The sequence below is a fragment of the Burkholderia sp. Cy-637 genome (genome assembly GCF_011753175.1).
Lineage (GTDB): Bacteria > Pseudomonadota > Gammaproteobacteria > Burkholderiales > Burkholderiaceae > Burkholderia > Burkholderia gladioli.
In genome coordinates, this window is sequence record NZ_VWWC01000057.1 from 16641 (window position 1) to 38421 (window position 21781).

A 21781-nucleotide genomic window follows, 5' to 3' on the forward strand; every position below is an offset into this window, starting at 1 on the left:
CGCCGAAAAATTATTTCAGTCGGTTCATTCCAAACAATCCGTCCCGCTGCTGTTCGCATCGAAACGGTCTGGTTCGATTCTCCACACTCGCGGCCTTTGTTTTCCGTCGATTGCGTCAATCATGGAATCTGATTCACCGATTGCCCACTCACTATTTCGCTGCGCGATGATATGCGCAAAAACCAAACAAATGCCTTTCAAAAACAATACGGCCTGTAATAGGATTGAGCGGTAGTCAGGTATTTGTAAACATAGATATTCGTTGAGAGAGAGGGCCGATCATGACCACGCTATACATCACGGCGGCGCCGATAGGCGCTGTTCCCAAGTTTCTCGATCCGCTTGAAGCGACCTTTATTCCCGCTTTCCTGCTGGAAGGATTTTTCGATGCCGGCCAGCGCACCAGGATCCTGGCCGACCTGAAGGCGGACGGCTGGGAAGTGGTGCCGGCGGGCGGCCTTCTGCTGCAGTCCGGGCATGCCTTTCCGATCGCCGAAAGCCTGCTGCCAGGCGGCGCCCAGGGCGACTCGCTGCGCCAGGCGCTGAGCCAGGCGCACTGGTCGCCGCGCGATGGCGCCTGGCACCCTTTGCAGGCTTCGAATCAAAATGCCGCGCGAATCCCCAAGCAATGGCTGGCCGATGTTTCCAATAAACTGGCGCGGCGCATCGTATTGCAATTGACCACCTATGGCTGGATCGTTTCCGATCAGGGCGATTTAATCTGGGAACACGCGAGCCAGCACAATTACCTGCCGCCTTCATTAATCGAAATGATTCAAAAGGAATCGCCGGCATTATTGACGCATCTGGAAAATGCCGGTTGGACCCTATGTCCGGTCGGTTATTGGCAGGCCGGCAAGGCGCGCTCGCCTTATCTGCCGATTACGCCCGACGCGATTACCGAGGAAACCATTCGCTCGATGCAGGAAGGCGCGGCGGTGGTGCATCTGCATACGCGGGACCTGAGCGACCGCCGGCGCATCGAGATTCCGGGGCTGGGCGCGGTGACGGTCGGCTCGCAGCGCAACCAGATCGTGCTCGACGATTACGACGAGATCGTGCCGATGGTGAAGAAGCGCGAGCCGGGCGCGATCCTGAACCTGTCGACCAGCGTGCGCGGCGATCGTCACGGCGCCCGCAGCACGCTGCGCCGCGCCCACCTGAAGTTCTACGACGACGCGGGATCGATCCCCGAGGTGGCCTCGCTGAGCCCGGCCGCGGTGGTGTTCCAGGGCGGCGGCGGCTACGACAACGCACCGGATTTCCTCGACGCGCAGTTCGCCCATTTCGAGGAAGTCGGCACGCGTCCCGAGGTGGAGGTGTTCAACCACGCGATCGTCGACAACGCCACCTCGCTGTACCGCGACCGGCTGCTGCGCACCGGCAAGCCGGTGCTGTTCATGCTGGTGGCCGGCGTCGACCAGTACCGGCGCGATCCGATCAGCGGCGAGGTGGAGGACGATTCGCTGATCGCCTCGGCGGTGCGCGAGGAGATCGCCGGCCTGCTGGCCGCCGAGAATGCGCAATCGCACCAGCGTGCGGTCGAGCTGGCGGTCGAGCAGTTGCGCCCGGTGGTCGAGCGGCTGCGGGCCAGCTTCCCGGTCTCGAAGGTCTCGATCCTGCTGCCGGGGCCGATGCAGAACCTGCTGGTCGACGTGGCGCTGGCGCTCAAGCTCGACGGCATCCGCGTCGGCCTCGAGGACGGCCTGACCGTCAACGACGCGCGCGTGCCCGGCGGCGTGCGCAAGGCGCGCGGCACCTGGGAGCAGGTCAGCCTGCTGCGCGAGGAACTGCTCGGCAAGGGCGCGAAGATCCTCACGGCGGCCCAGGTGCGCGACATGTTCGGCCTCGGCCTCAAGCCGGCCGTGCAGCGCGAGCGCCAGGCCGCGGCGGGCTGAGCGGGCCATGGCGATTTACCGACTTGGCGAGCGCGTGCCGTCGATCGACGACAGCGCCTTCGTGGCCGATACCGCGGCCGTGATCGGCGACGTGCGGCTCGCCGCCGATACCAGCGTCTGGTTCGGCGCCGTGCTGCGCGGCGATACCGAACCCATCGTGATCGGCGAGGGCACCAACGTGCAGGACGGCGCGGTGCTGCATACCGAGCGCGATCGTCCGCTGCGGGTGGCGGCCCACGTCACGATCGGCCACCAGGTGGTGCTGCACGGCTGCACGATCAGCGACTACAGCCTGATCGGCATCCAGGCGGTGGTGCTCGACGGCGCGGTGATCGGCCGCCAGTGCCTGGTGGGCGCGGGCGCGATCGTCACGGCCGGCACCGTGGTGCCGGATCGCTCGCTGGTGCTGGGCGCCCCGGCCAAGGTGGTGCGGGAGCTCTCGGAGGCGGAACTCACGCGCTTGCGCGGCAATATCGAGTTCTACGCCGATCAGCGGCGGCCGCAGTACCTGCGCGAGCTGGTGAGGCTGGATCGGTGAGCGCCGGGCTGCCCGCCTGAGCGGGAAGGACGGCGCAAGGCCGGCCCAGGCCGGATCGAGATCGGCGCGCGACGGTATCGTCGCGCGCCGATTCTTCATGACGGGGCGGCGCCCGGATCCACTCAGCGTCCGCCGATGCCGTCCGCCGGACCCGGCACCGAGGCCCGGCGCGCGGCGTCCGCGTACAGCAGATGGCCGGCGAGTTCGAGCGCGAGGCCCAGCACCACCCCGCAGCCGGCCACCAGCAGGCCGACCCGCTGGAACGGCATCAGGTCGGCCAGCCAGCCCGATAGCAGCGCGAAGGCGATCAGCAAGCCGGTGCCGATCGCGTTGCTGCCCGCGGTCAGCGTGACGATGTCCTCCGGTTCGCTGGCCTGGATCAAGCGCGACTGCGCGGCCGTGAAGGCCAGCTCGAACAGGAAGATGAAGCCGAAGTAGAGGCCGAGCATCTGCGCGCGCGTGTGCGCGAGCGTGGCCGCGTAGACGCTGGCCGATGCCAGCAGGTTGACGCAGAAACCGAAGCCGCCGAGCCTGACCAGCCGCGGAATCAGCGAGACCGCCAGCGCGCCGAGCACGATCGCGATGCCGCTGACGATCTGCAACTGCATCACGGCGGTATCGGACAAGGACATCGCGCGAATCGGCAGGATGGTCCGCGCCGCGTTGTGGAAGCCCTGGAACACGCCGGTGGCGATGCACAGATAGCCGAAGGCGCGGAACAGCGCGCGATGCCGGGCCGCCGCGCCCACCGCGGAGGCGATCACGCCGCGGCGCACCGGCACGGCGCGGCGCTGCGTGCGCACGTCGGGCAGCAGGGCGTAGCAACTGGCGGAAAACGCGAAGGTAGCGGCGCTGATCGCGGCGACGCCGAGCAGCGAGACGCGGCTCACCAGCATGCTGCCGAGCACGCCGCCCAGCACCCCGCCCAGGTAGTAGGAGAGATTGAAGGTGGACGAGGCCAGTTCGAGCTGGCGCCCCTCGAACAGATACTTGACCAGCACCACGCGGCTGGTCTTGGTGATGGCCTCGACGAAGCCACGCAGCAGGAAACAGCCGAGCACCGGCACCACCCAGCCGTGCATCAGCAGCAGCCCGATGCTCAGCGACAGCACCGCGCCGCCGAGGTCGCTGGTGACGATCGCGCGTCGCAGCCCGACCGTTTCGCAGATCCGGCGGATGGTGGAGACCAGCAGCACCGGCAGGATCCACTGGAACGCGAACACCGAGGCGGCCCCCACGCCGGAGCCATGCACCCGGATCAGGTTGGCCGATACCGCCAGGAGCAGGAAGAAGGTACCGGTGGCGCTGACCAGCATCGCCAGCCACAGCAACAGGAAATGCCGGTTGCGCGCCAGAAGCAGCCAATCTTGCATGAGATGTCCTCAGTCGTTGATTTCGACCAGCTTGATGCCCAGCACCTGTTCGACCTCGGCGCGGATCCCGGCCACCTGCCGGACCACCTCGGCGTAGCTGTCGGCGGTCATGCGCACCACGCCCGCCACGCCGTAGTTGGTGTCCATCCTGCGCAGCATCATGCCGGGCCGGATGTCGGCGCTACCCGAGTGCAGCCGCGCGAGAAACGGCTCGAACCAGTCGGGCGGCAGGTCCTCGCGCACCACGCAGTCGTGGTCGGCACCCAGGAAGGAATGGCTGGCGGCGAGATGGGTCGGCAGCCGGCCCAGGTCGAGGCGCTCGCCGAGGTAGACGCGCACCAGCAGCTCGAACAGGTTCACGCCGCTGGCGGCGCGGATCAGGTCCGGGATCGCGCCGCCGGCGATGCGCGGGTTGACCTCGACCAGTTGCGGGCCCTCGCGCGTGTAGATGAATTCGACGTGGAAGAAGCCGAGATCGAGCCCGAGCGTCTTGACCACGCGGATCGCGTAGTCGGCGGCCGTCTGGTATTCGTCGTCGCTCAGGCCCGAGGGGATGCTCGAACCCATTTCCAGCACCGGGTTGTGGCGGCCGGTCTTGCGCCGTACGATCGCCAGCGGCGCCCATTCGCCATGCGCGCTTGCCGCGACCTCGATCGAGTACAAGGGCCCCACCGCGATTTCCTCGATGACGAATTCCAGCGAGATCTCGTCGCGCACGCCTTCCTCCAGGCCGCCGATCTGCGCGGCGGCCTGGGCGAAGTGAGCAGCCAGCGCCGCATCGTCATGGACGATCGAGGTCAGCACCTTGCCCATCCCGGTGGCCGGCTTGACGATCACCGGATAGCCGATCTCGCGCAGCGCGGCGCGCGCGGCCTCGATCGAGCCGACCAGGGCGTGGCGCACCGAGGGCACGCCGGCGGCCACCAGCAGGTCGCGGCAGCGCGCCTTGTTGCGGGCATTCTGGATGCCGGCCACGCTGGTGCCGCGCAGCCCCTCGCGCTCGGCGGCCATCGCGGCCGGCAGCGCGCACATGTGCAGCGTGCTGAGCACGGCGTCGACGCGATGCGCGGCGAGGCAGGCGCGCAACGCGGCGTGCACGGCGTCCGGATCCTGCGTGTCCTCGGCGGACCAGCTGTGATCGACCAGGCGCGCGCGCGCCTGCCTGCCGGCATCGTCGAGCAGCCAGTCGAACTTGCCGGAGGTGATCAGCGAGACCGTGTGTCCGGCCTGCTTGGCCGCCTCGAGGGCCTGGATGCCGGGGCGGGTGGTTTCGACGAAGACCAGGTGAGCCATGATGGAAGTCTATTGAGCGGAATGGGTTGGAGAATCGGACAACGCGGCGGCCGCCGCCGGCGTCGCATGCTCGCGCAGCGCCTGCAGCACCTGCGCGCCGCGCAGCGCGTATTGCCCGGTCGGCGTCAGGCTGTTGTCGTCGTAAGGATAGGGGTTCATGCCCATCACGAACAGCGGGGAGGGGGCGATACCGGGCAGCGCGAGCCGGCCGTCCGCGTCGGGCAACACGATGCCGCCGGGCGCGCACATCGGCACCGGCCGTCCATCGACCTCGAGCGGCAGGGTGTTGCTCTCGTAGCCGAGCGCCTGCACGATGCAGTCGGCCTCGTCGAGCCTCGGCGCGGCGTCGCCGAGCCGGGCGGCCCGTATCTGGGCGAAGCCCGCCAGCCGGTTCGCGGCGATCTCGCGGAAGGTGTGCCGCGCCGCGTGGCGCAAGCCGGAATAGCGGAATACGTTGCCGGTCTCGGGACAACGATCGCGCTCGAGATCGGGTACCGCCTCGAGCGCGGCGTGCTCGGCCGCCGCGTATTCCTCGTGGCTGCCGTAGAACAGCTTGACGAGCCCGCGGTGCTGGAGCGTGACGCTGCTGCCCGCTGCCAGCGTGCCGGGCTCGGCCAGCAGCCTGGCGATCGCATAGGCGCTGTGCGAGCCGCCCAGCAGGTGCACCCGCACCGGCGTGTCGCGCCACGCGGCCGGCGGCCCGTGCTCGATGATCTGCCGGGACAGCAGCAGCTTGTGCCGCCACGGCAGCAGCTCGGCATGGACCCGCTCGCGGATGCCGGTGGCGAGCACGACCAGCCGGCTGCGCACGCGGCTGCCGTCGTCGAGCTGCACCGTCACGCCGTCTTCGTCGACGTCGATGCGCACCGCGCGGCGGCGCAGCCAGACGCGCCCGGCGCCCAGTTCGCGCCGGATGATCGCGCCGAACGGGCGCAGCGCTTGCGCCAGGCGCGCCAGCGGGAAGCTGCCGACCGATTCGCGCAGCGCGATCACGTCGGCATCGCGCAAGGCGGCGCCGTAGACGCGCTGCGGATCGACCCAGCCGAAGAAATCCGATCCGTAGGAATTCGAATCGATCCGATAGAACGGGAAGTTGCCGGGCCCCGGCTGCTCGCCGGCATCGATCACGCCGATGCGATAGGCGAGCAGGTCGGGATTGGCGCTCAGCAGCCCGGTGCCGCGCAGGCCGCATCCCACCAGTAACAGGTCGAGCTCTGGATCGTGCGTCATGGGATTCGCTGGAAAGCGCCCGCGCCGGGCAGGCCGGCGCGGGCGCAAGGGCCGTCAGGCGGCAACCGGCGTCGCCGCCACGCTGGGCAGCAGCGCCATCATCCGGTCGCACACGGCGGCGGCGTGCTCCAGGCGACGCGCCATGCCGAACGCGATCGGCGCCATCAGGTCGGGACGGGCCTGGATCATCGGCATCACCACCTCGTGCATCCAGCCATGCGCATGCTCGACGTCGACCACGGTGTGCTCCAGCAGGTAGCGCATCCGCTCCTCGGGCCAGCCCACGCGCCGCCAGCCCATGATCTGCTGGTCGAGCCGGCCCGGCACCATCAGCTCGGTGGCCAGCATCATGCCGATCGCCTGGGGCAGCAGGGCGCGATTGAACACCGCATGGAAATACATGTTGGCCAGGCGCAGTTCCTCCACGCAGAAACGCTCGATGTCGTTCAGGTAGACGTCGTCGGCCTCGCCCAGCGCATTCGTCATGTCGAGACGCAGTTGGCGGTGCATCAGCGCGGTCTCGCCGCGGCCCATCTCGTCCCAGAAGTTCTTCGAGAACTCCGCCTTGGCCGCGCCATAGACGCCGGGCAGCATCTTCGCGAGGATGTCGCCGAAGTGGATGTCGAACGGCGTTTCCTGGACCAGGAACTCGCGCAGTTGCTCGTGGCTCGCGGCGTCGCGCAGGAAGGCGAACAGCGGATGGCCGACGTTGGAGCGATGCGAGCGGCAATGCGCGCTGGCCCATTGCTCGAACTGCTCCGGCGCCGGCGGCGTGCCGAACAGCTCGCCGTGGCGCGCCGTCTCGCTGTCGCTCCAGGCCTGCTCGAGGACCTGGCGCAACTGGTCGAAACGATGGTGGTCGAGATCGCGCCAGCCGGGCGTCCAGGGAGTGGCGATGCGCCCCGCGTAAAGGGCGTACAGCACGCGGTGCAGCGCCAGCTCGGCCTCTAACTGCTCGCTGCCGGCGGCGCCGAAGGCCGTGGCGGCGGCCGTGCCGGCCTCGTTGAGCAGGTGTTGCCAGGCCGCGTCGCCGGCGTTCGCCTCGATCGCCAGGAACAGGGGCCACAGGCCGTGGGCGGAATTCGACTGGGTGGAAAGGTTCATTGTTGTCATGATCAGAGGGTGGGGCTCGTGGTGTCTTGCGTCAGTTGGGTATGCAGCCAGGTGGCCACTTCGTCTTCCGTGAACAGCGACTGGTTCAGCGCGCGGTGATAGTCGCCGATGCAGCGCCGCAGCTCGTCGTGCGCGCCCGCGCTGCGCCGTCGCCATTCGGTCTCGAGCAGCGGATACAGCCGGTCGGCGAGCGCCTCGCTCGGCTCCAGGCCGTGCGCGTCGAGCAGGCGCGTCTCGCGCAGGAAGCGCAGCAGGCCGTCGCGTCCGCTGCGCACGCCGAACATGCGCACCAGGCTCGAACCGATCTCGCGCGGATCGAGGATGTCGAAGATGGTCGGCGCGCGGTTCAGCAGCTCGGTGCGGATCCCGCTCTGGATGCCGTGCGTGATCACGCCGGTGACGGCCTGCGCGGGGTTCTCCAACAGGCCGTACAGGCGCTCGCCGAGCCGGCTCAGCGCATACAGGCCGTGGTAGTCGAAGTCGCGCAGCTCGACGCCGTACAGCTTGCGCAGCGCCATCGCGACCTCGGCGAGCGCCGGGTGGCCGGCGCGGTTGGCGAAGCCGCCGACCGACACGTCGACCCCCTGCAGGCCCAGCGAGAGGCCCACCACCGCATTGCTGGTGGCCATCCCGAAGTCGTCGTGGAAGTGCCCGTAGAAGCGCAGCGTCGGATGGCGCGTCACCAGTTCGCCGACGGTCTGCTCGAGCTGGTGGGGCAGGCAGGTGCCGGCCGTGTCGACCAGGCGCACCTGGGCGATGCCGTGGCGCGCCACCAGGTCGACCGCGTCGCGCAGGTGGCCGTGGTCGGCGCGGAACGCGTCGAGCAGGCCCACCATCACGCCGCCGCCGCGGTAGCGCTTGAGGGTCGGCAGGAAGGCGTCGAACCATTCGAGGTTCGCCGCGCGACGGCCGCCCACGCTGTCCGCGTCCCAGCGAGCCGGATCGAAATCGACCTGCTTGTCCTTGCGCAGGATCACCGGAAACAGATGCTGGATCTGCTGGTCCGAGACGGAGTGGATCGCGATCAGCCAGACCGAGCCGAGCGGCGTGCCCTGGCGCGCCAGTTCGTCGAGGGCGGCGAACGACTGCTCCATGGTGATGCCCACGTGCGAGATCACCATGAAGCGGACCTCGGCGGGAATCCGGCCGGCCTGCTGCCGCCGCACCAGCTCGGCGAGCAGCTCGATGTTGTGCGGCACGTCCGGGAACATGCCGACCACGATCGAGCGCACGCCGCACGCGGCGATCGCCTCGGCCAGGTCGCATTTCGCCTCGAGCGTGGGCGGCACGGTCGCGCGTTCCGCACCCTCGCGCAGCGATTCGTCCATCAGGTCGATGTCGGGGCGAAAGCGGTAGCGGCGATCGGGCAGGACCTGCGCGGCGATGCCGGGCGAGGCGCTCATGCCGGCACCTCGTCGCTCGCGTGGCGCAATGCCTCGACCGGGTAGCCGTTGGCGCGCATCCAGTCGTCGTCGAGGAACTTGCTCAGGTACATGTTGCCGGAATCGGGCAGGATCACGACGATGTTGCGGCCCGGGAAACGCGCGCTGATCCGGCTCGCGACCGACATCGCGCTGCCGCTCGAACCGCCGCACAGAATGCCTTCCTCGCGCACCAGCCGGCGCGCCATCAGGAAGGATTCCCGATCGTCGACCTGGACGATGTCGTCGATCACGTCGAAATCGACCGCCTTGACCAGGTAGTCCTCGCCGATGCCCTCCACCTGGTAGGTGTGCGGCGTGCTCATGCGGCGGTGATGGAAATAGTCGTGGAAGATGCTGCCGATCGGATCGACGCCGATCACCTGCACCTCGGGCTTGCGCTCCTTCAGGTAGCGCCCGATGCCGCTGATCGTGCCGCCGGTGCCGATGCCGGCCACCAGCACGTCGATCTCGCCCTCGGTCTGCTCCCAGATCTCGGGGCCGGTGCTGGCATAGTGCGCCTCGGCGTTCAGCGGATTGTTGTATTGGTCCGGGTAGATCGCATCGGGGGTCGTGTCGGCCAACTGCCGCGCGACGCTGTAATAGCTGCGCGGATCCTCGGCGGCGACGGCGGTGGGCGCGACCACCACCTCGGTGCCGTAGGCGCGCATGCGCGAGATCTTCTCGCGGCTCATCTTGTCCGGAATCGTCACGATGCAGCGCAGGCCGTGGGCCGCGGCCGCCATGCTGAGCGCCGCGCCGGTATTGCCGGAGGAATTCTCCACCAGCACCGAGCGAGCGCTCAGTTCGCCGCTGGCCTCCATATGGCGGATCAGGTGCCGCACCAGGCGGTCCTTGATGCTGCCGCCGGGGTTCATGAACTCCAGCTTGGCGAACAGCCGGGCGGTCTGCCCGGCCTCGACGACTCGCCTGACTCTGACCAGCGGAGTATGGCCGACGGCGTCGAGCACGGAATCAAATGCTTTCATGAAATCACCACTCCATTCATAGAATCGCGATTTGACATGGGTGTACCGACGCCGGAATTGCATGGCGCCCATACTCCACGTCAGGAAATGAAGTTCGACTGGGTAGATGGGGACTGCTTGGTTTTATTGATTATTGCCAACCACGAAGAATGGATGCCGGGCGCGAATGCCTCGAGTCATTCGCCATGCATCGCTTATCTCTTCGCGTCATAAATTAACCAGAATTTAATATAAACATAACTGTCGCAATTGACAGGCGCTCGATTGGTTCAAGATGGCGCGAAGTATTGCCGAATGAATGCGAATTCGCATCAATCGAAAGCAATGTAATGGTAATGATGAAACAATGAATCGATTTGCGTCGAGGCGTGTCGCCGCCAAAGGGTAAACCAGTGGCCAGGCGGGCGGCGGCGCATGACCCTGCCGGCCTCGCCGGTGCGCCATGCATTACGTCGGAAAAGCGAACCGTTTCGGGGAGAGATGAAGGGCAGGAGAAAGCGGGATTCGACGGTTCATAGGCCGCATTCGAATCCCGATTCGTCGATTTAAACAATGCGTTAATCGAGAGTCGACGAGCGTCGATATTTATCGGCGGCGCGGAATTTCAAGGCCCGGGACAATTCCGCGTGAAGCGCCTAGCGCAGATATTCGTATTGCCGGTTCGCATGATCGAAACGCCGTTCGATGCGGCCGAGGCGCACCACGGTCACGCCGGGGCGCAACTGGCGCAGCGAGGGCATCACCAGCATGCAGTCGTCGTAAGGCGTGCGAACCGCTTCGCCATTCGACCAGCCGATCGTGGTGCCGGCCGTCTCGAAGCGCTCCAGCCCCGTGTAGGGCCCGGCGAAACGGAAATCCATGCTGCTCGCCACCACCGGCTCGGTCACCCGAACCACCGTCATCCTGGCCGGCAAGGACCGCAGCCAGCCGGCCGGCAAATCGGCCGGATCGATCACGCCGGTGCCGAGCAGGAAACGGGCGGTGCTGTCCCGCGCGACTTCGACGGCGCTCGCCTCCCAGTGCTGGCCGCATTCGATCAGCAACGCGTTGCGCGCGCTGGCGGGATCGCCGAACCCCGCGTAGTCGCGCAGGCGACGGCCTTCGGGATGGCCTTCGTCGCCAATCACCGTGGCCGGCGCGCCGAGCTGGACGGCCAGTTCGATGCCCTTGTCGAGCGGTCCGGCCACGATCAGCGGCGCGCTTTTCTCGTGCATCGAATGCAGGTCCAGCAGCAGGTCGACCGTGTCGATCACGGGGCGCATCGCGCGGGCCCGATCGAGCTCGGACGAGCGGCGCGCGACGTCGTCGAGCAGGGCCGCCGTCCAGACGCGGTTGAAGTCCTGGTCGACGAAGCGCGCGCGGTCGGGCTGCGCGGGATCGAAGCGCGCGTAGGCCGCGACGTTGGCGAAGGCTAGCGTCAGGCGTCCGCGGCGCGGGCGCAGGCCGGCGCGCAGCAGCGCGTCCACCACGATCGCGCCGCAGACCTCGTTGCCATGCGTGAGCGCGTTCACCATCACGTGCGGCCCCGGCGCGCCGGAATCGAAGCTGTGGACATGGGCGATGCCGGTGTTGCCCTCGGCATGCGCGCCGATATCGGGGAACTCGACTTCGATCGGATAGGCAGCCTGGCTCATGCGGGCACTCCGTGGCACAGGTGATGGATCGGCAAGCGGATTCCGGGCCTCGAGCCGGGCATGTTCGACAGGCGCGTCATCAGGCTTCCTCGACGGCGGACGTCAACGGCAGCCAGGCGACCTGGATGCCGTTCACATGGAAGGCCAGCCCCAGTTGACCGTGGATCTGCAGCAGGCTGCTGCCGGCCTGGACGGCGCCGGGCAGGGCGGCTCGCGACGCTACGCGAGCGCCACCCGCGGCCAGGCTTTGCGGGCGGGCGGCCCGCAGCGCGGCGACCAGCCCGGCCGGATCGCGCTGGCCGACCGCAAGACGGCACAGGGCGAGCCAGTCGGCACGCTCGTCATCCTGCGGGACGGATTCGCCGGGCGCCACGGGGCGCTCGCGCAGGCGGCCCAGCAGGCGGCGCAGGTGCTGGCGCGAGGCCGCCTCGCTGCGCCCCGTCAGCGGCCCCAGTTCGGCGTGATCGAAATCGAATACCTCGTGCAGCAGCACCACGGCGCCGTCCACGGCGGGCAGCGCATGCGCGAGATGCCGTAAGGCGGCTTCCAGGCGCCGGGCCTGCTCGACCAGTTGCTCGGGATGCGCCGCATCGAGCCCGGGGCTGCCGGTCTCGGCCTCGCGCGCCAGGATGCCCCGGTAGCGTTCGCGGCGGCGCAGCACGTCGATGCACAGATGGCGCAGCACGGTGACGAGCCAGGCCTCGTGGCCGGCCGCGGTGGGCGGCAGGTCGCCCGTGGCGGTTCGCAGGTAGGTGTCCTGGACCAGGTCCTCGGCTTCGCTGCCGTCGGCCAGCCAGCGGCGCGCCAGGGCCAGCAAGCGCCGGCGCAGGGCACGGTCCTCGGCCAGGGGATGGGAGGCGTGGGGGGATGTCACGTTCATGGCGGCTCGTTCGTATACCGCGTTGAAACTAACACGACCAGGAGTTTTCAACCATGCTTGCCAACGACAAGGAACAGGACGGCGCGGCCCAGCCCGCGCCGGGACAGCCCGGCGCCTTCCTGGAGGAGAAGGCCTTTCGCGCGCGCACCGTGCTGGTGTTCGGCACCATCACCGACGCGCTCGCCTCGGAAACCGTGCGCCGCCTGCTGGCGCTCGATGCCGAATCCGCCGCGCCGATCGACATGATCGTGTCCTCGCCGGGCGGCCATCTCGAATCGGGCGACGCGATCCACGACGTGGTCCGCTTCATCGACGCGCCGGTCAATATGATCGGCACCGGCTGGGTGGGCAGCGCCGCCACCCACCTGTATTTGGGCGCCGCGCGCGAGCGGCGCTTCTGCCTGCCGCAGACGCGCTTCCTGATCCACCAGCCGAGCGGCGGCGCCAGCGGACAGGCCAGCGATATCGCGATCCAGGCGCAGGAGATCGTCAAGGCGCGCGAGCGCATCGCCGCGGTGATCGCCCGCGAATGCGGGCAGCCGCTGGCGCGCGTGCTGGAGGACATCGAGCGCGATCGGTGGATGCCGGCGCAGGAGGCGCTGCGATATGGGTTGGTGGCGCGCGTGGTGGAGCGGCGGGGCGAACTGGCGGATCGAGTCGGAAACGTCCGATAGATCGAGCCAGCGGATCGATGGAAGATCGGACGCAAGGGGATCGTCCATCGACCCGCCCATGGATCACGCCGGCCCACGCAGCAAGGGGCCGGTCGGGCGGCCATGATTCGATATCTCACACCGACCATGCCGCGCAGCCGAACCGCTTGCCGAGGACATGGCCCGGAAATCGACGCTCCCGCAATACCCAATCGAAGATTGGAATCGGCATGGCAAGTCACGCTTGCCATGCTTTCTTGCCATCGAATCGGGATTTCACGCGGAGACAGTCTCATGTGCCGGACCCTGCAAGCCCTGAACACCATCAAGCACGCCAGCCGCGCGCTGGGCGGCCTCGCCCTGCTGACATCGATGTCCGTCCATGCTCAATCGAGCATCACGCTATACGGCACCATCGACATATCGCTGAGCCATGTCGGCCATGCCAGGGGCAAGGACAATCTCTGGCTGCTCGGCAACAGCAGCATGGGCAACCTGACCGGCAGCAGCTGGGGCTTGAAGGGCAGCGAGGACCTGGGCGGCGGGCTGAAGGCGATCTTCCAGCTCGAAAACGGCTTCGATCCCGGCAACGGCCAGCTTGCCGGCGGCCGCCTGTTCGGCAACCAGGCCTTCGTCGGCCTCGCCAGCGAGCGATATGGCACGCTCACGCTCGGCCGCCAGTACGATCCGCTGGTCGATCTCGTGCAGGGCATCACCGCCGGCAATGATTTCGGCAGCGCATTCGCGACGGCGGGCGATGTCGACAATTACGACAACAGCTTTCGCGTGAACAACGCGGTGAAATATGCTTCGCCGGCCTTGTCCGGCTTGCGCTTCGAGGCGATGTACGCGTTCGGCGGCGTCGCGGGCCGGGTGGGCGCCGGGCAATCGTATTCGGCGGGCCTGGCCTACGAACTGGGCCCGTTCAGCCTGGCCGGCGGCTATTTCCAGGCCGCCAACACGCCGGCGAAGGCGCGTTGGCGCGAGGACTGGGCCGGCACCTCGGACGGTACCTTCGACGGCCCGGTCAACATCGCGTATGCCAGCGCGCGCTCGATCGGCATCACGCGCGTGGCGGCCCGATACGTGCTGGGCGCATTCACCTTCGGAGCGGGTTATAGCCACGCGCGCTACGGCCGGGACGGCAGTTCGTCATTCCGGGCCGACGAGCGATTCGACACCGGCCAGGGTTTCCTGACTTACCAGGCAAACGAGGCCTGGCTGATCGGCGCGGGTTACAGCTATACGAAATCGGGCGGAGACAGTTCGGCGAGCTATCGACAGTTGTCGCTCGGCTCGGACTACATGCTCTCGAAGCGCACCGACCTGTATGTCACGGCGGCCTATCAGCATGCACGCGGCCGAACCGGCGGCGACGCCGGGAGCAAGCCGAAGGCGCAGGCCTCGATCGGCTCGTATGGTTATGCGGGCACGAGCGTGCAGACCCTGCTCAACCTCGGCGTGCGCCACCGCTTCTGAGACGGCGCGGCGGGATGCCGGGCTGGCCGGCATCCCGAACCTAAGGCGCTCAGTAGTACAGATACACATTCCCCGGGCTGGTCGCCACGTTGTAGTTGCATTGCGGCGAGATCGACGAACCGGCACGGCCGGCCTGCCACGGCGGCGACAGCACGTTGCCATTGGTATCCCACACGGTCACGCCGTAGAACTGCGTCATCGCCTGTGGCGGCAACTGGTTGCAGTTGCTGATGCCATACACCTCGAGCACGCCGCCGAACACCCATTGCAGGTTGCCTTGCGGCGAGGTGTTGAGCGTGACGCTGCGGCCGCTGGTGGTGTCCTGCGTGACGATCGCCCAGGAGCCGCAGTTGTAGACGCCCACGCCGCACAGCGAATAGGTATCGCCGACGATCTCGTCGCCGGGCGCGACGTTCACGGGATCGGTGTGGGTGGTGGTGCCCGCCGTGCAGCAGTTCCAGCTCGCGATGGTCCAGGTATGGTCGTTGAAACCGTTCCAGCCCAGCACCGGTTGCAGGATCGATTGCACGGTCGGCAGTTGCTCCAGGCCGGGGAAGAAGAACACCGTCTGGTTCTGCGCATCGCCCGGCACCGACGGCACGCGCCAGGTGGCACGCAGGCGGCCCACGTTGCTGCCGTTGTTGTAGTTGGCGCTTTCGATCCAGCCGGTATAGGTCGGCTCCACCGTGCCGGATGCGGATTGCGCCTGCACCGGGCCGTTGGCCGTGGCCGCGATGCTATGCCCGGCGCGGTCGAAGTGCGGGCGATCGCACTTGGCCGCCGAGCGCACCGCGCCGTTCTTCTGCAGGATGCTGCCGTCGGTGCGCAGGGTTTCGTTCTGGTGGATGACCTGCACGCAAGCGGGTGAGAAATACCCGTTGGGCGTCACCACGTAGTCGAGCGGCACGTTGGCCGGGCGCGCGGCCCGGTCCAGCGAGGCAACCGTGGTCAACTGGCGCGGCGCGGCGGCGGCCTCGTCGGCATGCGCTGCCGGCACGAAGGCCGTCAGCAGCAGGCAGGCGGACAGCAAACGCCAGAGTGGATAGGGCAGGACGCGGGACCGGCTGGGATTCTTGTTCATGGAACATCCTCTCGGAATGAATGGGTTTTAGTTGCCGTTACGAAACGTCTTTTTAATAAGTCACCCGAAGCGCCATTGGATGGTAATGGCTCGCGTCACGCTTTGGAATCTGGAGATAATTTTATTATTGGATATTCAATAATTGGATCGATAAATGAATCACAAAATCAGATTATTGATCGAGTTGTTTTTGATATGGGGCGGCGGCGCGATCCAGGCCATTCCGGCATGACCAGGCGGCCTGGACGCAGGTGATTTTATTTCGATTTTATGATCGATCTCGCGCATTGCACGCGAGAATTTCGCTTGCCGCCGATCAGCGAGGAATGGCACTAAACGAAGTCGTTAATATTTGCGAATCCGCGTCCGCCGGTTTTCAGGATTTTCCGGCAACGCGCTTGTCGGCCCGGGATGGAGCGGCGCGGCGGCGCGCCGTGGCCGGCATCGACGCGGCATCCAGTGCCGGTTTTTGCAAGGCGGCCAGCGCCTCCTCCAGCACCACCAGCCAGTTTTCCTCGTAACGGATGCCGACCTGCAGCACCAGCAGTTGCAAGGCCGTGCCGCGATCCCGCGGCTCGTCGGGGAAGTCCTTCTTCTCGATCTCGCGATACAGCGCGAGCTTCTCGCGGTGCCGCTCCATGCGGCGCGCGATCTCCTTTTCCAGCCCGGTGGGCCCGACCGCCGCCTCGGCACGCAGGCGCACCATGAATTCGTCGCGCAGCGCGGGCGGCTCCTCCTCCTCGGTGATCCAGCGCCGCAACTCGCCGCGCCCCGCCGCCAGGATGCGGTAGCCGCGCTTGCGGCCGCGCGTGGAGGTTTCGGGCAGCGCCTCGATGAAGCCGGCTTCCTCCAGGCGCGCCAGCTCGCGATAGATCTGCTGGTGGGTGGCATGCCAGAAATGGCCGATCGATCGATCGAAACGCGCGGCCAGCTCCGATCCGGAACAGGATCGTTCGACCAGCGCGGTGAGCAGGGCATGAGGCAGGGACATCGGATCTCGAACCGGAAAGAGGGCGGGGCGCGCCTAGTGGAAAGCATCCAGCGCCCGCGCTTGACTGTTAATGCAACTGGTTGCAGTATGCCCGAAACCCGAATGCAACTGGTTGCATAAAAACCATGATCCCCTACCCGAACCTGCTGCGTCCGCTCGACCTTGGCTTCACCACCCTGAGAAATCGCGTCCTGATGGGCTCGATGCATATCGGCCTCGAAGAGGCGCCCAACGGCTTCGAGCGCATGGCCGCCTTCTACGCCGAGCGCGCGCGCGGCGAGGTGGGCCTGATCGTGACGGGCGGCATCGCGCCGAACGAACGCGGGCGGCCGATGCGCGGCGGCGCGATGCTGAGCAAGGAGGCCGAGGCGGAACCGCATCGCCGCGTGACCGATGCGGTGCATGCCGAAGGCGGCAAGATCGCGATGCAGATCCTGCATTTCGGGCGCTATTCCTACCAGCCGAACCTGGTGGCGCCGAGCGCGATCCAGGCGCCGATCAATCCCTTCGTGCCGCACGAACTCAGCGACGAGGAAGTCGAGCAGACCATCGACGACTTCGTGCGCTGCGCGGCGCTGGCCCAGCATGCCGGTTACGACGGCGTGGAGATCATGGGTTCCGAGGGCTACCTCATCAACGAATTCATCGCGGCGCGCACCAATCACCGCAGCGATCGCTGGGGCGGAGACTACACGCAGCGCATCCGCTTCCCGGTCGAGATCGTGCGCCGCGTGCGCGAGCGCGTCGGCCCCCGCTTCATCCTGATCTACCGCCTGTCGATGCTCGACCTGGTGGAAGGCGGCTCGACGCTCGACGAGGTGATCCAGCTGGCCCGCGCGATCGAGCAGGCCGGCGCCACTATCATCAACACCGGCATCGGCTGGCACGAGGCGCGGGTGCCCACCATCGCCACCAAGGTGCCGCGCGCGGCCTATGCCTGGGTGACCCAGGCGCTGATGGGGCAGGTGAGCGTGCCCTTGGTGGCCACCAACCGCATCAACACGCCCGAGATGGCGGAAAGCCTGCTGGCCGACGGCGTTTGCGACATGGTGTCGATGGCCCGCCCGTTCCTGGCCGATGCGGATTTCGTGCGCAAGGCCCGCGAAGGGCGCGGCGACGAGATCAATACCTGCATCGGCTGCAACCAGGCCTGCCTCGATCACACCTTCGCCGGCAAGGTCACCTCCTGCCTGGTCAATCCGCGCGCCTGCCACGAGACCGAGATCGTGATCGCGCCGGCCGCGCAACGCAAGCGCATCGCCGTGGTCGGCGCGGGGCCGGCGGGGTTGGCCTGCGCGGTCACCGCGGCCGAGCGCGGCCACGAGGTCACGCTGATCGAGGCGGCCGCCGAGATCGGCGGCCAGTTCAATCTCGCCAAGAAGGTGCCGGGCAAGGAGGAATTCCACGAGACGCTGCGCTACTTCCGCCGCCGCATCGAATCGACCGGCGTGACGCTGCGCCTGGGCGAGCGCGCCAGCGGCGAGGCACTGTTGCGGGAGCAGTTCGACGAGGTGGTGGTGGCCACCGGCATCGTGCCGCGCCGGCCGCCGATCGAGGGCCTGGACCATCCCAAGGCGCTCGCCTATCTCGACGTGCTGCGCGACGACAAGCCGGTGGGTCGCAAGGTGGCCATCGTCGGCGCGGGCGGGATCGGCTTCGACGTGGCCGAGTACCTGGTGCACGAAGGCGAATCGGCCAGCCTGGACGCCGCGAAGTTCTTCGCCGAATGGGGCGTGGACACCGCCTATGCCGAGCGCGGCGGCCTGCGCCTGCCGCAGCCGACCCGGGCCGCGCGCCAGGTCTACCTGTTGCAGCGCAAGGCGTCGAAGGTCGGCGACGGGCTCGGCAAGACCACCGGCTGGATCCATCGCGCGGCGCTCAAGGCGCGCGGCGTGAAGATGGTGCCGGCGGTGGAATACCGGCGCATCGACGACGAGGGCCTGCACCTGAGCATCGATGGCGAGCCGCAGGTGCTGCCGGTGGACAACGTGGTGATCTGCGCGGGGCAGGAGCCCTTGCGCGAGCTGGCCGACCAGCTCGAGGCGGCGGGCATGCGCGTGCATGTGATCGGCGGCGCGGCCGAGGCCGGCGAGCTCGACGCCAAGCGCGCGATCCACCAGGGCACCACGCTCGCCGCGAGGCTCTGAGCCCGCGCCCTGGCCCTTCACCGAACCGAACCGAACCGAATCCAGCAAGCGGAGCCGCCATGGACCACGCAAGCCTGAACCTGAACCCCGCCGTGGCGCGCTCGCTGGCGAGCTGGCACGAGATGGTGGCCCGCCGCGATCTCGACGGCCTGGACGCCATCGTCCATCCCGAAGCGCGCTTCCGCTCGCCGATGGCCTTCCATCCCTATGGCCCGGCGCCGGCCCTGCTGATGGCGCTGCGCACGGTGATCACGATCCTCGAGGACTTCAGCTACCACCGCGAGTTCGCCGGCGCCGACGGGCTCGAGGTCGTGCTCGAGTTCAGCGCCACGGTGCAGGGCAGGCAGCTCAAGGGCATCGACATGATCCGCTTCGACGAACAGGGGCGGATCGTCGAGTTCGAGGTGATGATCCGCCCGCTCAACGCGCTGCAGTTGCTGGGCGCGGAAATGGGCGCCCGCCTCGGCGCCGTGCTGCCCGGCTTCAAGGCCGGCGCCTGAATCCATCCACCTTCCAGAGCAGAGAGTTTTCCGATGAGCAGCCGTCATTTCCAGCTCGATATCGACCAGGGCATCGCGCATCTGCAACTGAGCCGCCCGGATCAATTCAACGTCATGGATCGCGCCTTCTTCACCGGCCTGCGCGATCACGTGCGCGCGCTGGACCAGGGCGGCGAGGTCCGCGCGCTGGTGATCAGCTCGAGCGGCAAGCATTTTTCCGCCGGCATGGATTTCCAGGAGTTCGCCAGGATGATGGGCGACTTCGATACCGGCAGCCCGCGCCGGCGGCTCGGTTTCCAGCACGCGCTGGCGGGCCTGATGAACTGTTTCGACGTGCTCGACAAGGCGCGCTTCCCGGTGATCTGCGCGGTGCAGGGCGGCTGCATCGGCGGCGGGCTCGACCTGGCCGCCGCCTGCGATATCCGCCTGTGCTCGGCCGACGCCTTCTTCTGCCTGCAGGAAACCCAGATCGGCATGACGGCGGACCTGGGCGTGCTGCAGCGCCTGGGCCGGCTGATCCCCGCGGGCGCGGCCCGGCAGATGGCCTATACCAGCGAGCGCGTGGGCGCGGAGCGCGCCTTGGCGCTGGGCCTCGTCAATGCGGTGCTGCCCGATGCCGAGGCGCTGCTGCAGCGGGCCATGGAGCTCGCGCGCGAGATCGCCGCGAAATCGCCGCTGGCGGTGGCCGGCACCAAGCTCGCGATGAACTTCGCGCGCGACCACGGCACCGACGAATCGCTGCGCCAGATGGCGGTGCTGCAGAGCGCGATCTTCGATCCGGCCGACCTGCTCGCGGCGGTGCAGGCCTGGCAAACCCGGCGCGATCCCGACTTCGACGGCTTGCCGCCCTTGTTCGAGCTGGAGACGCCGCGCCCCGGCTGATGCTCTCGATTCGTCCCTGCCTCGAAGCCGGGGGCGGCCTGCGCGCTTTCTTACAAAATCGTTCCTTGAGCGAGGTTCGGCGAGGGCGGGGCAGCCCCGCCGGGGAAATTCCGCGCGTGCTGTAACCGAACGCGCCTGTCGAGCGATCTGGTGAAGACAGACGCCGCGCCTGCACTCCCGCAGCGCGGCGCGACGGCCCGGCGCCCGCCGGGCGCCGGTTCACCACAGGATCCCGACATGACGCCAAGCTCCTCCTCGCCCCGCACGCTGCTACGGCTGTTCGACCCCGCCTGGCTGGCCGCGCGGCTGCAGGCCTACGCGCCGCTGCCGGTGCGCGCGATCGTCGGCTACGGCTTTCTCGCGCACGGCTACGCCAAGATCCTCAAGCAGCCCGAACATTTCGCGGCGATCCTGCACGGGATCGGCGTGCCTGCGCCGCACCTGATGGCCTGGGCGACCATCGCGATCGAGCTCGGCGGCGGCCTGGCGGTGCTGGCCGGCGCCTTCGTGCCGCTGGTGGCCTGGCCGATGCTGGCGGTGCTGCTGGTGGCGATGCTGGGCGTGCACCTGCCTTACGGCTTCACCTCGATCAAGCTGATGGACGTGGTCGACGGCGTGCCGAAATTCGGGCCGCCCGGCGTCGAGACCGATCTGCTCTATGTCGCCGGCCTGCTGACGCTGGCCTTCGGCGGCTCGGGGCCGTTCGCCCTCGATCGCCGGCTCGCGCCCTGGTACGCGCGGCTCGCCGGCGCGGCGCGGCGCGTGACGGCTTGAGCGGGCCATCCCCGTGCTTTCGCCGATGGCAAGCCCGTTCCTGAGCCTGGCCGGCGAGCCGGATCGGTCGCCCGAGGTGGCGCCTGCCCGCGCCACCTCGGGGGCGCGCGCGGCACGTCGCGGCGCGGCACCCCAGCCGGGCGACGCCGAGCAGCGGCTGACCGCGCTGCTGCTGCGCTCGATCGAGGGCGACAAGGCCGCCTATCGCGACTTCCTGGTCGAGCTGACGCGGCTGTTGCGCGCGCGCCTGCGCGCCAAGCTGCGCCGCAGTGACGAGGATCTCGAGGACCTGCTGCAGGAGGTGCTGATCGCGGTCCATCACGGGCTCGCCACCTTCCGGCCCGAGGTGCCGCTGACGGCCTGGATCAGCGCGATCGTGCGCTACAAGGTGGCCGACCACCATCGCGCGCGCTATCGCTGGGACGCGCTGCACACGCCGCTCGACGACGATGGCGAGCTGTTCGTCGAGGCGACCGACGAGGCCGTCGACGCGCGGCGCGACGTGCGGCAACTGCTGGCGACGCTGCCGAAGGGCCAGCGCGTGCCGATCGAGCACACGCGCCTGCTCGGCATGTCGGTGGCGGAAACGGCCTCGGCCACGGGGCTCTCGGAATCGGCCGTGAAGGTGGGCGTGCATCGCGGGCTGAAGGCGCTGGCCGCGCGAATCCGGGGCAAGGACACCGAAAACGCGGGGAGCGAACGATGAACACCGAGGAACTGATCGCGAACCTGGTGGAGGCGCCGCGCGCGCCGGGACGCGCGGCCGTGGCCCGCCGGCTCGGCTGGGCCGTGGCGGCCGGCCTGGCGGCGGCGCTGCTGTTGCTGCCGCTGATCTGGGGCAATACCGGCCGCATCGAGGCGGCGATCCTGCGGCCGATGTTCTGGGCCAAGGTGATGCTGCCGGC

At 68.0% G+C, this 21781-nt stretch carries 19 protein-coding genes and 1 pseudogene; 10 read left to right on the forward strand and 10 right to left on the reverse strand.

Annotated features, from left to right (window positions below):
- Nucleotides 1–281 precede the first annotated feature (281 nt).
- Nucleotides 282–1898, forward strand: coding sequence for a 3-keto-5-aminohexanoate cleavage protein (locus tag F3J10_RS16910; RefSeq protein WP_166913488.1), 1617 nt, complete (start codon nt 282–284; stop codon nt 1896–1898).
- A 7-nt stretch (nt 1899–1905) separates the two neighbouring features.
- The gene (locus tag F3J10_RS16915; protein WP_167242541.1) at nt 1906–2436 is read left to right on the forward strand and encodes a gamma carbonic anhydrase family protein; all 531 of its coding nucleotides are present in this window, start codon (nt 1906–1908) and stop codon (nt 2434–2436) included.
- Nucleotides 2437–2558: 122 nt separating this feature from the next.
- Here the strand turns inward: F3J10_RS16915 and F3J10_RS16920 are convergent, their stop codons facing one another.
- From F3J10_RS16920 to F3J10_RS16955, 8 genes are all read right to left on the reverse strand, one after another.
- Nucleotides 2559–3809: an MFS transporter gene (locus F3J10_RS16920; protein WP_175427743.1), complete on the reverse strand. Its 1251-nt coding sequence runs from the start codon at nt 3807–3809 to the stop codon at nt 2559–2561.
- 9 nt (nt 3810–3818) lie between these two features.
- On the reverse strand, nt 3819–5102 hold the full coding sequence (locus F3J10_RS16925) for an ATP-grasp domain-containing protein (protein WP_167242542.1): 1284 nt from the start codon (nt 5100–5102) through the stop codon (nt 3819–3821).
- 9 nt (nt 5103–5111) lie between these two features.
- On the reverse strand, nt 5112–6332 hold the full coding sequence (locus tag F3J10_RS16930) for a hypothetical protein (protein WP_205200315.1): 1221 nt from the start codon (nt 6330–6332) through the stop codon (nt 5112–5114).
- Nucleotides 6333–6386: 54 nt separating this feature from the next.
- Nucleotides 6387–7445, reverse strand: a complete 1059-nt coding sequence (locus F3J10_RS16935) for an iron-containing redox enzyme family protein (protein ID WP_205200316.1) — start codon at nt 7443–7445, stop codon at nt 6387–6389.
- Nucleotides 7446–7447: 2 nt separating this feature from the next.
- Nucleotides 7448–8848, reverse strand: coding sequence for a homocitrate synthase (locus F3J10_RS16940; RefSeq protein ID WP_166913486.1), 1401 nt, complete (start codon nt 8846–8848; stop codon nt 7448–7450).
- Nucleotides 8845–9855: a cysteine synthase family protein gene (locus F3J10_RS16945; RefSeq protein ID WP_098180840.1), complete on the reverse strand. Its 1011-nt coding sequence runs from the start codon at nt 9853–9855 to the stop codon at nt 8845–8847. The genes F3J10_RS16940 and F3J10_RS16945 overlap by 4 nt, the downstream gene beginning before the upstream one ends.
- 635 nt (nt 9856–10490) lie before the next feature.
- Complete coding sequence (locus tag F3J10_RS16950) at nt 10491–11489, reverse strand: M14 family metallopeptidase (protein ID WP_167242543.1); 999 nt, start codon at nt 11487–11489, stop codon at nt 10491–10493.
- 79 nt (nt 11490–11568) lie between these two features.
- Nucleotides 11569–12369, reverse strand: a complete 801-nt coding sequence (locus F3J10_RS16955; protein WP_205200317.1) for a sigma-70 family RNA polymerase sigma factor — start codon at nt 12367–12369, stop codon at nt 11569–11571.
- A gap of 53 nt (nt 12370–12422) precedes the next feature.
- Here F3J10_RS16955 and F3J10_RS16960 point away from each other — a divergent pair, with 53 nt between their 5' ends.
- Nucleotides 12423–13043, forward strand: a complete 621-nt coding sequence (locus F3J10_RS16960; protein WP_025098366.1) for an ATP-dependent Clp protease proteolytic subunit — start codon at nt 12423–12425, stop codon at nt 13041–13043.
- Nucleotides 13044–13346: 303 nt separating this feature from the next.
- On the forward strand, nt 13347–14501 hold the full coding sequence (locus tag F3J10_RS16965; protein WP_167242553.1) for a porin: 1155 nt from the start codon (nt 13347–13349) through the stop codon (nt 14499–14501).
- 49 nt (nt 14502–14550) lie between these two features.
- Here the strand turns inward: F3J10_RS16965 and F3J10_RS16970 are convergent, their stop codons facing one another.
- Together F3J10_RS16970 and F3J10_RS16975 are read right to left on the reverse strand one after the other, a co-directional pair.
- Nucleotides 14551–15582, reverse strand: a complete 1032-nt coding sequence (locus tag F3J10_RS16970) for a hypothetical protein (RefSeq protein ID WP_167242544.1) — start codon at nt 15580–15582, stop codon at nt 14551–14553.
- 376 nt (nt 15583–15958) lie between these two features.
- On the reverse strand, nt 15959–16573 hold the full coding sequence (locus F3J10_RS16975) for a PadR family transcriptional regulator (protein WP_167242545.1): 615 nt from the start codon (nt 16571–16573) through the stop codon (nt 15959–15961).
- Between the two features lie 125 nt (nt 16574–16698).
- On the opposite strand from F3J10_RS16975, the gene F3J10_RS16980 reads away from it, so the two are divergent.
- The 6 genes and pseudogenes from F3J10_RS16980 to F3J10_RS17005 form a co-directional block, all read left to right on the forward strand.
- On the forward strand, nt 16699–18720 hold the full coding sequence (locus F3J10_RS16980; protein ID WP_167242546.1) for an NADPH-dependent 2,4-dienoyl-CoA reductase: 2022 nt from the start codon (nt 16699–16701) through the stop codon (nt 18718–18720).
- A 59-nt stretch (nt 18721–18779) separates the two neighbouring features.
- On the forward strand, nt 18780–19220 hold the full coding sequence (locus F3J10_RS16985; RefSeq protein ID WP_167242547.1) for a nuclear transport factor 2 family protein: 441 nt from the start codon (nt 18780–18782) through the stop codon (nt 19218–19220).
- 33 nt (nt 19221–19253) lie between these two features.
- Nucleotides 19254–20102 (forward strand): enoyl-CoA hydratase-related protein, encoded by an 849-nt coding sequence (locus F3J10_RS16990; RefSeq protein ID WP_167242548.1) that lies wholly within the window; start codon nt 19254–19256, stop codon nt 20100–20102.
- A gap of 237 nt (nt 20103–20339) precedes the next feature.
- The gene (locus F3J10_RS16995) at nt 20340–20876 is read left to right on the forward strand and encodes a DoxX family protein (protein WP_025098373.1); all 537 of its coding nucleotides are present in this window, start codon (nt 20340–20342) and stop codon (nt 20874–20876) included.
- Between the two features lie 25 nt (nt 20877–20901).
- Nucleotides 20902–21582, forward strand: a complete 681-nt coding sequence (locus F3J10_RS17000; protein WP_167242549.1) for a sigma-70 family RNA polymerase sigma factor — start codon at nt 20902–20904, stop codon at nt 21580–21582.
- Nucleotides 21579–21781: pseudogene (locus F3J10_RS17005) on the forward strand (hypothetical protein); the annotation flags it as partial. The gene F3J10_RS17000 and the pseudogene F3J10_RS17005, both read left to right, overlap by 4 nt.

Excerpts from the sequence above, each read along its gene's own strand:
- F3J10_RS16910 (WP_166913488.1), top strand. The coding sequence starts at position 282 with ATGACCACGCTATACATCACGGCGGCGCCGATAGGCGCTGTTCCCAAG.
- F3J10_RS16915 (WP_167242541.1), top strand. The coding sequence starts at position 1,906 with ATGGCGATTTACCGACTTGGCGAGCGCGTGCCGTCGATCGACGACAGC.
- F3J10_RS16920 (WP_175427743.1), bottom strand. The coding sequence starts at position 3,809 with ATGCAAGATTGGCTGCTTCTGGCGCGCAACCGGCATTTCCTGTTGCTG.
- F3J10_RS16925 (WP_167242542.1), bottom strand. The coding sequence starts at position 5,102 with ATGGCTCACCTGGTCTTCGTCGAAACCACCCGCCCCGGCATCCAGGCC.
- F3J10_RS16930 (WP_205200315.1), bottom strand. The coding sequence starts at position 6,332 with ATGACGCACGATCCAGAGCTCGACCTGTTACTGGTGGGATGCGGCCTG.
- F3J10_RS16935 (WP_205200316.1), bottom strand. The coding sequence starts at position 7,445 with ATGACAACAATGAACCTTTCCACCCAGTCGAATTCCGCCCACGGCCTG.
- F3J10_RS16940 (WP_166913486.1), bottom strand. The coding sequence starts at position 8,848 with ATGAGCGCCTCGCCCGGCATCGCCGCGCAGGTCCTGCCCGATCGCCGC.
- F3J10_RS16945 (WP_098180840.1), bottom strand. The coding sequence starts at position 9,855 with ATGAAAGCATTTGATTCCGTGCTCGACGCCGTCGGCCATACTCCGCTG.
- F3J10_RS16950 (WP_167242543.1), bottom strand. The coding sequence starts at position 11,489 with ATGAGCCAGGCTGCCTATCCGATCGAAGTCGAGTTCCCCGATATCGGC.
- F3J10_RS16955 (WP_205200317.1), bottom strand. The coding sequence starts at position 12,369 with ATGAACGTGACATCCCCCCACGCCTCCCATCCCCTGGCCGAGGACCGT.
- F3J10_RS16960 (WP_025098366.1), top strand. The coding sequence starts at position 12,423 with ATGCTTGCCAACGACAAGGAACAGGACGGCGCGGCCCAGCCCGCGCCG.
- F3J10_RS16970 (WP_167242544.1), bottom strand. The coding sequence starts at position 15,582 with ATGAACAAGAATCCCAGCCGGTCCCGCGTCCTGCCCTATCCACTCTGG.
- F3J10_RS16975 (WP_167242545.1), bottom strand. The coding sequence starts at position 16,573 with ATGTCCCTGCCTCATGCCCTGCTCACCGCGCTGGTCGAACGATCCTGT.
- F3J10_RS16980 (WP_167242546.1), top strand. The coding sequence starts at position 16,699 with ATGATCCCCTACCCGAACCTGCTGCGTCCGCTCGACCTTGGCTTCACC.
- F3J10_RS16985 (WP_167242547.1), top strand. The coding sequence starts at position 18,780 with ATGGACCACGCAAGCCTGAACCTGAACCCCGCCGTGGCGCGCTCGCTG.
- F3J10_RS16990 (WP_167242548.1), top strand. The coding sequence starts at position 19,254 with ATGAGCAGCCGTCATTTCCAGCTCGATATCGACCAGGGCATCGCGCAT.
- F3J10_RS16995 (WP_025098373.1), top strand. The coding sequence starts at position 20,340 with ATGACGCCAAGCTCCTCCTCGCCCCGCACGCTGCTACGGCTGTTCGAC.
- F3J10_RS17000 (WP_167242549.1), top strand. The coding sequence starts at position 20,902 with ATGGCAAGCCCGTTCCTGAGCCTGGCCGGCGAGCCGGATCGGTCGCCC.